The 12,901-nt window shown below is 40.4% G+C and carries 10 protein-coding genes; 4 read left to right on the top strand and 6 right to left on the bottom strand.

The window, feature by feature from the left end; translation table 11 throughout:
• The first annotated feature begins 83 nt into the window (after positions 1-83).
• From ACWJJ4_RS14955 to ACWJJ4_RS14945, 3 genes are read left to right on the top strand one after another with little or no spacing between them, the layout of a single operon-like run.
• A complete protein-coding gene (locus ACWJJ4_RS14955; RefSeq protein ID WP_454021772.1) occupies positions 84-2,249 on the top strand; it encodes a DUF1430 domain-containing protein in 2,166 nt (721 codons plus the stop codon).
• A complete protein-coding gene (locus ACWJJ4_RS14950) occupies positions 2,246-2,866 on the top strand; it encodes a putative bacteriocin export ABC transporter (RefSeq protein WP_156734956.1) in 621 nt (206 codons plus the stop codon). Before ACWJJ4_RS14955 ends, ACWJJ4_RS14950 begins: the two co-directional genes overlap by 4 nt.
• Positions 2,867-2,879: 13 nt before the next feature.
• Positions 2,880-3,089 carry a bacteriocin-like WGxF protein gene (locus ACWJJ4_RS14945; RefSeq protein ID WP_454021771.1) on the top strand — a complete coding sequence of 70 codons (210 nt, stop codon included), beginning with the start codon at positions 2,880-2,882 and terminating at the stop codon, positions 3,087-3,089.
• Between the two features lie 884 nt (positions 3,090-3,973).
• Here the strand turns inward: ACWJJ4_RS14945 and ACWJJ4_RS14940 are convergent.
• Complete coding sequence (locus ACWJJ4_RS14940; RefSeq protein ID WP_454021770.1) at positions 3,974-5,110, bottom strand: alpha/beta hydrolase; 1,137 nt, start codon at positions 5,108-5,110, stop codon at positions 3,974-3,976.
• 195 nt (positions 5,111-5,305) lie between these two features.
• Entirely contained in the window at positions 5,306-6,805 is a 1,500-nt protein-coding gene (locus tag ACWJJ4_RS14935) for a cellulase family glycosylhydrolase (protein WP_454021769.1), read from the bottom strand.
• 460 nt (positions 6,806-7,265) lie between these two features.
• Between ACWJJ4_RS14935 and ACWJJ4_RS14930 the strand changes: the two genes are divergently transcribed.
• On the top strand, positions 7,266-7,577 hold the full coding sequence (locus ACWJJ4_RS14930; RefSeq protein ID WP_070081898.1) for a DUF4870 domain-containing protein: 312 nt from the start codon (positions 7,266-7,268) through the stop codon (positions 7,575-7,577).
• 49 nt (positions 7,578-7,626) lie between these two features.
• Here the strand turns inward: ACWJJ4_RS14930 and ACWJJ4_RS14925 are convergent, their stop codons facing one another.
• The 4 genes from ACWJJ4_RS14925 to ACWJJ4_RS14910 form a co-directional block, all read right to left on the bottom strand.
• A complete protein-coding gene (locus tag ACWJJ4_RS14925) occupies positions 7,627-9,027 on the bottom strand; it encodes a sensor histidine kinase (protein ID WP_278071887.1) in 1,401 nt (466 codons plus the stop codon).
• A 2-nt stretch (positions 9,028-9,029) separates the two neighbouring features.
• On the bottom strand, positions 9,030-9,737 hold the full coding sequence (locus tag ACWJJ4_RS14920; RefSeq protein WP_102422665.1) for a response regulator transcription factor: 708 nt from the start codon (positions 9,735-9,737) through the stop codon (positions 9,030-9,032).
• Between the two features lie 141 nt (positions 9,738-9,878).
• Positions 9,879-11,150 carry a glycoside hydrolase gene (locus ACWJJ4_RS14915; protein ID WP_146276874.1) on the bottom strand — a complete coding sequence of 424 codons (1,272 nt, stop codon included), beginning with the start codon at positions 11,148-11,150 and terminating at the stop codon, positions 9,879-9,881.
• 51 nt (positions 11,151-11,201) lie between these two features.
• Positions 11,202-12,740, bottom strand: coding sequence for a glycoside hydrolase family 43 protein (locus ACWJJ4_RS14910; RefSeq protein ID WP_454021820.1), 1,539 nt, complete (start codon positions 12,738-12,740; stop codon positions 11,202-11,204).
• Positions 12,741-12,901: the final 161 nt, after the last annotated feature.

Raw genomic sequence — 12,901 nt, 5'->3', positions numbered from 1 at the left:
AAAGTGATTTTTAAATTTTTCTTCCGGTGTGGTCAAACTTGAATACAAGTCAGCACCGGATTTCTTTTTATGGAGGCTGTCCAATGAAGAAAACAATCTACATATTGTTCATTTTGGTTTTGCTCTCAATGAATATGTCAAGCTATCATTATACTCTTAACAAACAAATCTATTACACTTTATTCTCCAATAAAGAAGCATTGATAATCGATTATACCTCAGAAATTAAAAGTGAGGACTTTATAAAGAGATTGGTCGCCTTCTCCAAAGAAAACAGAGTGAATATTTCTCAATACAATTTCTTAGATGAGAAGAGCTTAAACATCTATTCTACAAACCCTGAAAATGAACCATCAATACATAACGGCAATAAGCTTGTGTCAAATTTTCTAAGAGATCATTCAAATCAGAAGATGATCGGCAGCATTTCTTTTCCACTCTCGACATGGAAAATCAGATATTTTGATTTTAACCAAATAAAGAATATAGGCATAGGAAGCAAATTTTATATTTCATCTAACGATGACATGGTATTGGAGAAAGCGCAAAACCTTTTTGCCGACTATGGTGAAGTAAGTTTTGAAAACATCACTGAGAATACTGCTTTTATGTTTAACAAAACTTTGCTTATGCTAGTGTTGCTTTCTATGTTGATTTTGTTTATTGGTGTCCTCTATTTTATAATTAAAAATCGCAAACGGCTTCTGCTGCAAAAGTTATGGGGGTATTCCAAGGTTAAAACATTGCTTTCTTACCCAGCAATGTTTTTGAAGCCTCTAATTATAATCATGTTTTGCGGCGCAATTATTGTAGCTTTGCTAGCCTTTTCTTTCAATTTAAATGACTGGTTAGCTGTATATCTTAGAATTTACATAAGAAACGCGATGATTGGTGCGCTTATCATGATGGTATACACCATCATTGTTACCCTCGTCTTGTATAACAACAGCGACATTAGTGGTTCGATCAAAGGCAGCACACCAATTAAAAAATTCCAATGGTTATCTGTAGGCTTTAAAATTGTTGTCACGATATTGCTTTTCAATATTGTTGCGTTTTCTCTTTCTAACTTATTCGATCTCAAACAGCGGCTTGATAATCAATCGTACTGGAAAAAGACACAAAACACTTACAAGACAAGCTTTGCAAATACCGGCATAGACTATAGTGATTTAAAATTAGACAGGGAGAAAAATGTTAAAGTTCGCGCGTTGTATCATCAATTAGAGACGCATAAGAACGCGTTCATCATTGATGCACAAAACTATGCGTTACTAAGGAAAGATGGAAAAAAACCTGTTTTCTTTTACACCTTAAATACGACAAAGAAGAATGAAATTTATTCTCCCTCTGGACGTAGCATTACAATCAGCCCTAATTATTTAAAGGTAAATCCCATTATCGGCGCTAATGGGGAAGCCATAAGCCAAAAGTCATTAAGGATTGATTCGAATACATTGAACCTGCTTGTTCCACAAAAGTACGAAAAATATAAAGAAAAAATAATAGCTGCATACAGGGATCACTTTTTCTTTGAAAAAGTTGAATTAGATAATATGTATAACAAGGAGATGAAGCAACCTTTAAACACCCTCAAAAAAGATGAATTGAAAATCAACATCATTTATACTAAAAATAGGCAGGAGTATTTCACCTTTAATAGTGAGCTTGGTGATGCCGGCAATAAAAATAACATTGTTGATCCAATAGCTGCAATTTTCACGGACAACGTTGATCCATCTGTTATAGGGGCTTACTCAACCTCATGTTTATTCTTTTCAGATTTTTCAAAAGGCATGGCGTATGACCGCATAGTTCCTTATTTGGAGAAAACCAATACGAGAGATCTAATTGATTCATCAATTTCGGTTTATCAAGAACTAAGCGACGGTATAGCAAGAATTCAGAATCAATTCTTGCAGAATTTAATTGGACTAACAATAACAGTTATCCTCTCCATAGCCTTTCTTGTTGCTTATATTTGGTCGTATTACAGCGCAAGTGCATATCGGCTGTACCTTAAAGAGCTTTTTGGATATTCATATTGGGCCAGAAATAAAAATTTAATCATCTTTTCCCTTTTAACCAATTGCCTTATAGGTTTAGGATGCAGTATTTATTACAAAATCTTTGAATTAACAATTTTCATCGCGCTGTTTATTGTAATCGAACTGCTTATTCTTTATTTTCTGAGTGTCTATTTAAACAGGAGAAACATGAATAGGATCTTAAAAGGAGATAGAATATGATTACACTCAACAACATATCAAAGACGTTTGATGAAAAACCTGTTCTTTTGAATTTCTCTCTTCAGATAAAAGAAAATGAATTTGTTTCAATTGTTGGTAAGAGCGGTTCAGGAAAGACAACCCTTCTAAATATAATAGGCCTTCTTGATACTCCACACTCAGGAGATGTTGAAATTTTAGGTTCTCGAAACCCTAAATCTAATGACGTGATGAAACTACGGAGAGAGAACTTAGGGTATATCTTTCAAAATTATGTGCTTATGGACAATGAAACAGTATTAACAAATTTACAGCTTTCGATGGCTTATGCAAAAGACTTCAAGAAAGAAAAGTTGACAGAAGCTTTAGAAATGGTTGGTCTGGATAAAAGCTTTTTAAAGAAAAAGGTTTATCAACTGAGTGGCGGAGAGCAACAACGTGTGGCCATCGCAAGAATTATTTTGAAGCCTTGTGATATTATCCTGGCTGATGAACCTACAGGAAACTTAGACGAATATAACAAAAACATTATCTTGTCTTTATTCCATCAGTTAAAAGATATGGGGAAAACAATTATTTGTGTTACTCACGATCAAGAAATCGCCAATGGGTCTGACAGAGTTATTAATCTTTCATAAGGAGAGGGTTAAATTGAAACACATTATTTTTGCATTATCAGCAAGTATTCTGGTCATTATTGCCGGAGTGATCCAAAGAATAATTTTTAGAATGTTTGGTTTACCTTTTGATCAAGCAGTAATCTTCTGGGGCGGATTTGTAGTTGTTTATTTTGTGCTAGCTCTGATTTCTTCTTTACTCTTTAGGAATTTAGGTTCAAACAGCAGAAATTACGAGGCTTAATAAGGGTTCTAGTGCCTTTCTCTGTTTATTGAAGCAACCAAGAGACGTATAGTTATATGGAACAAAAAACCGGCCAGCGCGCCGGTTTTTTTATGTCAGTACGTATGCATAGAGGGATTGCTGACATAAGTCCTCGAACAGTTTTAGGTGGTCACGATTGCCAGCTATCATAAATAAAAGAAATAATCTGCCTAGAAAGAGTGCAGAGAAGGAATACCTAAAAATTTGTATTTTTTCTGACAATAATCCATCAGTCTACAAAATATGACAATTTTCCCTTGAGCAAGTAGCAGGCAAACAAATCAAAAGGGGGCAATAAAAATGTTAAAAAGTAAATTCAAGAAGATAGCAGGAGCTACAGCACTGGTGGGGGCCTTACTAGTATCAGGAGTACAAGCAAGCAGCTGATGCAGCAACTAAACCAGGAAATTTAATCCCAATTTGAAACAAACAATTTGATGATAAGGTTGAAGAATACAGATGGCTTGGTAATGATAATGTAAGAATTTTCTTTAGAGACAGTGAAGGAAAATATTATTGGGAAGATTTTGAGTGTGTAACTACAGAAGGCGGAGTTTGTTATACATATGAATGAAGATGTCTTATTCATAATATATACTGAAGATAAATCGTAATATGTCCTATTTTTCTTATTCTGTCTCAATATCTAAGTATACTTAAGATAACGAGACAGAATTCCCATTAAAGATTTAACTTCCTAGAATATATATTATGTAAACTAGAAATTGTGAAGAGAATATAAAAGTGGATACATATTCTAACAGCATCCCCTTTTTGTAAGGTAATATTAAAAAACCTCTACGTCCTTAATAAATTAAATTCGTCATAAAGGTTTTTCAGTTTGAGTATTTTCATCGGTTATGTCACTTGTTGCTGGTCTTCTTGATCAAGTTCACGCCATCGTATGCCAGACTTTCCACACTTGCAGCTTTCTGCAGGATGTAATGATCAAAAAAGTTCTTCGTATAGTCTGTAACAAGATTTCGCATCTCCGTGGCATCCCGTTCGCCTCTAAGTTCCTCATTCACACTGGTAAACACGATGTCGCAGTAATCTAAATGCGCAGCACGATCAACAGAGAAATAATAGGTATCCATGCTATTGTTAGCGCCAATGATCGCATTCATGTTATAGTTCGGTTCAGAAAACAGCAGCAAAAAGGGTTTCTTAAGGTCGCTGCCCTGAAGGCCGAACGCTCCGCTGTCCAATCCAATCCCGCAGGCAAACCGGTCGTCGTCCCGGCAAACAATCGCCGTCGTAGCCCCGCCATAAGAATGTCCGACTATGCCCATGCCGATGTCAAGCCACAATCTGTCCTTAAAGATGGAATTCAGCTCTCCAGAGTCCAGTTTGACAAGATAATCGGCTGCATACCTTACATCTTCCGCCTGCAATTCACAATACTTTGTTAACTTGCCAAGAATCGGCAGTGTAAACACGTTATGGCACATCTCAATGGCAGTTTCATCGTCAGGACGCATCTCCATCTTACCAGCCAACGCCAGCATCTCCGGATCTTCAGAAAACGCCAAAATGGCAGCAGAAAAATCCTTTGATACATTAAACAGGCGCCCATCTTTACGCTTATACATCGTGCTATTCTGATGGCCGATGCTTACCGCCACATATCCCATGCTTGCCAAGTCTGTACAGATCACTGTGCCCCATTCTGGAGAACCGCCTCCGCCGCAAACATAGAATAACACCGGATAACGCTTTTCTTTCCCGGAGAGAGCAAGGTCGTCGTAACATTGGGTCTTGATATCTATAGAGTAAGCATCCTTCAACGCAGTGAGAAGCGGCTGCTCATCAAGCATTTCGCAGACTTCAGGAAACATGTACGTTGATGTAGTCTTCCCTTCGCTGCTGTCGGACGGATAGTACACAAACGCCGTCAGTTCTCTTTTTGTATGATCTGATGCCGTGTACTCAAAATCCATTTGGGTGCGGCCGACAGTATAGCCGCCAATTGGCTCTGGAAATGCGTCATACCTTTTCATTCTCTTGTTCCCCCTTAAGTAATAAAAGTGGCGGATGTGAAATACATACATTGCGCGACAAACGCTTTTCAAAACTGTGAAACGATTACATTATATGTTCAGTGAATCATATCTACTCCTTCACGTAAACCTCCATGTATTGCTGTTTAAGATGATAAAAGCGGACATCGTTGCTGATGTCCGCCTAAAGCTTAACTAATGGGGTTCTGTTCCCCAAATCAGTTTTCCTTGATGATATAATGTAATTTTTTTCGTTGTTTTAAACGTATTTGATTGAAAAAAGGAATAATCGCCGCTTTGTGCATAATTACTCCAGTCATCATTGTGAAGACGAAGCTGAATATTCCCTGTGCTTGCTCCCGGTGACAGCGTTCCTGTTTTAAACCCCAGTTCCAGATAGGAATCTGCACCTTGCTTAGGTTTATGCAGCGTCACAAATTTGTGGGTCAGATTGCCGCATCCAATCTGCGCGTAGTCACAGTCAAAGTTTTGGCCCTTGTTTTTCGCGTTATACCAGTAACGGGCAGTGACATCTTTTAAATCAACCGTCGCATTGCCGTTATTTTTTATGTGAAGCTGCGGGCGGATTTGGTTGCTGTTCACACCCCCATCCCCTGCTTTGTATTGTACAGAAATGCCGTTTTCCTGTGCGGGGTTATCTTGTGCTGGCGTTTCAGGGCGTTCTTTCGTTGAATCTTTGCTGCCGTGAATGTTTTCTCTTACGAATGTTCCTGAAGCAGTTAAATCTGTAAGCGGCCAGCCGCCTGTTTTAGATGCTCCCGGCTTTAACGCTGAGGATGATTCCTGCTTATCAGAAAGATTCCAGTTCACCCAGCTGATGTTCTTGCTGTCGAGATAATTCAGCCATTCCCGCGACTGGTCAAGGAATACACCGCCATTTCCAGACGCGTCGCTTGTTCCCCATTCCGTCACGAAAATAGGCGCTCCTTTACTGAGTGCATAGTTTGCTTTATCCCGTAAAGATTGGCCGTGTGTGCCGGCATAAAAATGAAGCGCGTACATGACGTTTGCATCTTTTAGCTGATCATCGGCTGCATCATTCACATCTTGGCTCCATGTACCGGTTCCGACAATGATGATGTTGTCTGGATCATTTTTGCGGATAACGGAAATCACTTCTTCCGCATACGGTTTAATATCACGCTTCCAGTTCACATCACCGTTTGGTTCGTTTGCAATTTCATAAATGACGTTTGGCGTGTTTCCGTAAAGACTTGACATTTCCTTAAAAAATTCTTTTGCCTTCTCTTTATGTTGGTTTGGGTTGCCGTCATTTAAGACATGCCAGTCAATGATGACATATATCCCAAGTTCTTTTGCCGCTTCAACCGCTTCTTTTACTTTATTTTTCACGGACGGATTATCAATATAACCGCCATCTGCCGTATACATCGCCGCGCGGAAAACGGTTATGCCCCAATCGTCTCTCAGCCATTTTAAGCTGTCTTTATTGACGAAATCGCCATACCATTGCAGTCCATGTGAACTGATCCCTTTCAATTGTACCGCTTTGCCGTCTCGGTTTACGAGCTGTGTCCCTTTTATGCTAAGCTGACCATTCTTGGCTGCTGGCGTTTTTGTCCCTGCTGCAGATGCCGGCGAAGCCGGCAAGCCGCCCATTGTCAATACCGTAATCAATAAACACGTAATAAAAATAGAAATTGACCGTTTCATATCTGATCTTTTCCTCCTTCGCATCATTTTGGCTCTTCACTTCTTATGAGCTCGAACTCATTGTAAAAATCTTTCTCATGATTGTCTATCAACCTAATTTCTTGTTTTTGGGAGGTTTAAAAGCCTGTCAATTTGCTCTAACTCTATTGAATAAGACACACCTGACACATATAGAACAAAGAAAACTGGACTGAATCGGGACTTTACACGTTATTTTTCAATCGAATCGAAAAATTAAATGTATTTCCGACGTAGACGCGCTAAATGTGATGAGTCTCAATATGGCATTGAATCTTATGATTGTAATAAGACGAGCCCTTGCCCGTCCTTGTTAATTTAAGGTTGATGTAAGGTTCGGATTAATACGGGTTAAGGTTGGAGTTGTACAATAAGATTGTACTTCAGTGTGGGATTCAGCCAGAAGAATTCCCCCTTCAATAAATCATAGAGGTGAAAAGGTTTGAGAGAAAATAAAATTTTGTCTTCATTATGTTACTTCAGTATATTTTTTGCGCCGTTTCTGTTTCCGATTATCGTCTATTTCTTAAGCCAGGACGATGTGAAAGATCATGCGAAAAAATCTTTATGGACGCATCTGATTCCTTATTTGATTTTTGGAATTGGCATCATCGCTTCAGGTTTACTTGGTATGAATGATATCAGACATGCCGGGCCTTTCCTGCTTGCGACTTATGCTGTTACATTCCTTGTGGCGATCTATTTTTTCATTTGGAACATTGTCAAAGGAATCAAAGTGTTTTCGGAACAATAGGAAAAAACGGTTCTGTTATTAATCAGCAGAACCGTTTTTTGTATAGCCATTATGATAATTGTATATCTATCGTTGTCCCTTCTCCCGCGGTGCTGTGAATGGTGATGTCCCCTCCGTGCTTTTGGATAATATCCTTTGCTATGGCCATTCCAAGACCAGAGCCTGCATGCGTCGTTCCTGTATTTGTCCCCCTGTAATAGCGATCAAACACTTTTTCCAGCTCCTCTTCTTCTATCCCTTTGCCGTTGTCCCTAATTGTCACATGAGTTCGTTCTTTTTGTTCAAGCTGTACAACGATCTTCACATCGGGATCATTGTGAACGAGGGCATTTAAAATGAGATTCGTGACCGCTCTCCGAATCAATATCGCATCAAGGTTCAGCATCAGCTTTTCCAGGTTCGTTTGAAGCTCAATGGACTTATCCGCATATCTGGAATCGTTTAAAATATCAATTAACGTTTCCCGCAGCAGCGATACAAGGTTTACCCGTTCTTTATTTAACATCACATCGTTGTTTTTCAGCCTTGTCGTTAAATTTAAATCTTCCATCACATCTTTCATATAGAGGGATTTACTCTCAATGATCCGGGCGTAATCTCTGATCTGTTCGACTGTGAGATGATAATTCGGATCTTTGATGATTTCTGCATAGCCTTGAATAGATGCTAATGGTGTTTTAATGTCATGAGAAATATGACTGATCCACTCTTCACGCATTTGCTCTAATTTATCTTTTTCTTTTTTGCTTAAAGATAGTTGTTCCGATAAGTGATTGACATTATAGAACACATCTTTATAAATGCCTTTGGATTTCATTTTGATCGTATAATCTCCATTAGCTAACCGCTGGATTCCTTGAATGACACGGCCGAGCGGTTTTGTGAGCTGCCGGCTGAATAGATAGCCAATGAGTAACGCGATTAATGCATCTATTGATAATAATATGATGGTTCCTGCATTGAACTTCGTCACAAATTCCTTGGTATCATATGAGAGGACAAATTTTCCGAGAGAGGGATTTTTAAACCCTATAAAGTAACTGTACTCCTTGCCGTTTACTTTTTTTCCGCCGGCGTAAATGGTTGATAATAATTGTTCATCCTTATATTTATGTAAATTTACAATTTCAATAGGCGTATATTTTTTCTTCAGTCCTTTAGGTTCTCTATCATGATAAACATCCTGTCCGTTTTCATCTAATATTTGAATCCATGCATTCTGCTCTTTTAAAGCTTTTTGGCCCTCTTTGTTTACTGTGATACCATTGTTCGATAACGTGACATATTGCCGGAATGATCTTGTGAAAGTTTCCGGTGTACTTTCTTCATCATGTTGGGTGTTCGCCTGGAAAACGAGCCAAAACATAAAAATAAATAAATTAATGAAGACTGTAATGATGGTCACTATGATGACAGATACCATGTATCTGCCTGTTAATCGCCAATTCATCCTTACGCATCCTTTACAACAAATTTGTAGCCTAACCCTTTCACAGTGACGAGAAAGACTGGTTTTGATGGGATGTTTTCTATTTTCTCACGGAGCCTGCGTATATGAACCATCACCGTGTTGTCAGAACCGAAAAAGTCTTCTCCCCATACAGCTTGATAGAGTGTTTCTTTACTGATCACCCGATTGGGATGCTGCAGAAAATAGGTCATAAGCATAAGCTCTTTAGGTGTTAACTCAATAGCCGCTCCATTTTTGGTGAGCTCGGCTTGTTGTTGGTTTAATTCAAATGGCCCTTTTTTTATCACGGTTCCGGTTTGAGAAGGCTGTAAGTAAGAGACCCGTCTCAGCTGCGCTTTGACCCGGTATGCGACTTCTTTAGGGCTGAAAGGTTTTGTAATGTAGTCGTCCCCGCCGATGGCAAGTCCTACAATTTTATCCGTTTCCTCCCCCTTTGCAGACAAAAAGATAATAGGAATGTGTGAAATGTCCCTTATTTGCTTGCAGATATCATAGCCTTCACCGTCTGGCAGCATGATATCCAATATCACAAGATCGGGATTTTCTTGATGAAATTGAGCCAATCCGTCACGGGCAGTTGAAGCAGTCACTACGCGATCAATGCCTTCTCTTATTAATACGGTTTTGATCAGTTCCAAAATTTCTTTTTCATCGTCTATGATTAATACTTTGCTGTGAAGCCGTGACATATATTGATCACTCCTTGAAGTCATTGTCATTATTATACCCAATGTCCGTGTATCGTTAAAAAATCAACATTCTCTCCCACAGAAAATAAGCCAATTTTCTTTTTCAAGTAAGAAAATTGGCTTATTGCGATGCTGATGTCTCTAACGCTTTACAACAAATGTTGTCACGCTTTGAGCCGGCAGATGGGCCCAAAAATGATTATCCGTTACTTTGAGATCCGTTCCAGGTTGAAGATTGCTGCTGCTGCTCGTGATCCATCTGGATACTTGCGAAGCGGACCCATTCTGCAACACGAAGTTTTGGTTGACCCCTGTGTTATTTTTATTAATGGCAACAATCACGACTTTATTGTCTCCTTTATAGGCTGACACGTAAACATTCGGTTCAGGATTTTTCGTTGCATCAATCCTTACATAGCCAGGGCGCACAAATTTTGAGAAATGAGCCATATTGTATCCGCGTTTGCTGATCATCCCATCTTCTTTCATCGGGCCGTATGATCTGCGGATATACCACCACACATAAGCTTGAAAATCTCCCTCTACCATTGAATGATGAATATGCTCTGAAACACCTAAAGCCTCAGGCCAGCGATCCGCCGAGTTGTTGTCACTATTCGGATAGTATACCTCCGTCATCCAAAGGTCCTTCCCCGCTCCTTTTTGTTTGAAAAGAGGATAAGGAAACTGACTGACCTGAGTGCCGTACAGGTGGGTTCCGAGGATATCCATATTCCTAAGCGCCTGCGGATCGTTCAAAATGGGGTCCGATATATTTTTCAGGTATTGAAATGATTCCGGCGCAATCACACGGGCATTAATGGAACCGGCATTCTCTCTCATGAAACGCAGGATTTCTTGGGGCGTCCACCATGTCCATTCGTGAGCGTAATCAGGCTCGTTCTGCATAGAAATCGCATACAGATTCACACCATTACTCTTCATGAAATTAACGAAATCGTTAAGATGCTGCGCGTATGCGGCGTACTTATCGTATCTCAGCCGCTTAGCTGATGTGTCACCATTATGATTGAAAGTCTCAACCATATCGTTTGGCGGATTCCAAGGGGAAGCAAAAACGATTGCTCCATGTTTGATCGCACTCTTTGCAGTCTCCACTTCTTTGTACCAATTATTTCTATTTTCATCTACATGAATTCTTAAGACCGAAAAACCTAACTGATTCTGCCCATTGCCAAAAGCGGTCTCCCGTTGAGCCGCAGTCAAGTCTCCAATCCAAGCCGGGTGGTTCATTCCTCCAAAACCGCGAATCACTTGTCTTTCTGCAGATATATTAACTGTTGCATCACTTGCTGCTGAAACTTCAGTAACTCCCGGTCCTAAGAGCATGACGGACAGCATTGTGAAGCATACCAATAATACACAAATTGTTTTTTTTACGCTCGACATCATTTTTTCCTCTCCTTCATTTGTCTTTTATAGACTTAGAAAACGTACCTTTGCTTATCTTTGTGTAAACTGCCAGTAATCAACATTAAACAAGTTTCCTGTACCAGTTCCGGTAAATACAAAGAATACGTTGTGAACACCGGATGCGCCGCTTACCGCAGTTTCTATTTCTCTCCAGGATTGCGTTCCGCCTGTGGAAGGGACATTCAAGGTTCCGACAAGCTTACCGTTTGCACTGTCTAGTCGCACTTCTATTTTTCCGCCAAGAGCGGACGCTACATTTGCTTTAAACGTCCTGGCACCGCCTGACCCGAAGTCTGCATTTCCAACAGCAATCCAGTCTCCGTTATGAATGTTTGTGACATGTTGATTATTGACCGGCCCGCCGGGTGCAGAGGAATTCTCGGTCAAAATCCGTCCGTTCCAGGCAAACGTTTCCGCTTCTACCCGGTGATATGGATTCAAGTTGGACAGCTGTTTGACACCTGCAAAATTTGCCGCTACCTCTTGCAGGGAGCCATCAGGATTATGCACAAGCTTATTTATATGGGGAGAACGGTATCCTTTGCCGGCCCCGTAAAGAGCGGAGCTGACAGTTTGAGTATGATACACCACATACCACTCGTTTTTAAAATTGAAAACAGCATGGTGATTGTTTCCGCCGCCTCCGAAAAATGCTCCCGGATTTTTCAGAAAGTGCCCTCTATACGAAAAAGAATTCATAGGACTTGAGCTGGTCATATAGCCGATCTCACCTGGAGGTTTATCGGCCGGGTGCGCGCCCCCGAAATTGATACAATAGGAATAGTAATATTTTCCGTTATACTTATGCATTCCCGAATCTTCAAACATAAAAGGCGCATCAATCGTAGATGCACTTCCGGCAACACTGGTCATATCAGGCCCCAATTTCATGACTCTTGCTGTTTTAGGATCGGCCCATTGCCCCTGTGTGGGATTTGAACCGCCCGGAACGCCTCCGCCGGCATATAGGTAACCGGTACCGTCATCATCTACGAATACTGCAGGATCAAAAAGCCATACAACACCGGACATTCCTGGTGTACTTGGCGTCACCAGCGGTTTTCCGATCGGATCTGTCCATGGGCCGGTCGGGCTGTCTGCGGTGAGAACCCCGATACCTCCGCCGCCGTTTGCGAAATAAAGGAAAAATTTATCCTTACCGTTGATCTTTTTCACCACGGCTGACGGGGCCCATGATGCTCCTGCCCATTTGGCAATCCCCCGGCCGCCATTCACCCCATTGGCACCCGCTGCGGGAATCGCTCCGTGATCTGTCCAGTTCACCATATCCGCTGAAGATATGACGGATATTTTATTCAAATTGGCAAATGAATTATCCTTAATCGTGCCGTCGCTATTATATTCATAGTCATCGCTTGACATATAGATGTAGACTCTTCCGTTATAGGTCAGCGCAAACGGATCTGCGCCCAGATGGTGGTCGATAAGCGGATTTGAATTCCCAACATGTTTTGCAATTGGAGTGCTTACCGCATTCGCATATTCCCCAGGTAAACAGCTCAATAATAAAGCAAGAATCAATAAACATACACTGCACTTTTTCATCAGCTTAACATCCTCCTGTTTCCGCATATTAGGTTTTTAAAAAATATGATAACAACAGGTCATGAAGAATGCGTAAAATGAATGATTTTCAGAGTGAAAACGTTGCAAATATCTGACCCTCTTTTATGAAAAATGCCGCCGATTGCAGTCAGCGGCATTTTGCC

The organism is Bacillus sp. JK62, assembly GCF_053663455.1.
Note: the sequence above shows the minus strand (reverse complement) of the source record. Positions and strands in the feature narration are given on the sequence as shown.

Coding starts and splice junctions, on each gene's coding strand:
- ACWJJ4_RS14920 (WP_102422665.1), bottom strand. CDS start 9,737: ATGTCACGGCTTCACAGCAAAGTATTAATCATAGACGATGAAAAAGAA.
- ACWJJ4_RS14950 (WP_156734956.1), top strand. CDS start 2,246: ATGATTACACTCAACAACATATCAAAGACGTTTGATGAAAAACCTGTT.
- ACWJJ4_RS14935 (WP_454021769.1), bottom strand. CDS start 6,805: ATGAAACGGTCAATTTCTATTTTTATTACGTGTTTATTGATTACGGTA.
- ACWJJ4_RS14955 (WP_454021772.1), top strand. CDS start 84: ATGAAGAAAACAATCTACATATTGTTCATTTTGGTTTTGCTCTCAATG.
- ACWJJ4_RS14940 (WP_454021770.1), bottom strand. CDS start 5,110: ATGAAAAGGTATGACGCATTTCCAGAGCCAATTGGCGGCTATACTGTC.
- ACWJJ4_RS14925 (WP_278071887.1), bottom strand. CDS start 9,027: ATGAATTGGCGATTAACAGGCAGATACATGGTATCTGTCATCATAGTG.
- ACWJJ4_RS14915 (WP_146276874.1), bottom strand. CDS start 11,150: ATGATGTCGAGCGTAAAAAAAACAATTTGTGTATTATTGGTATGCTTC.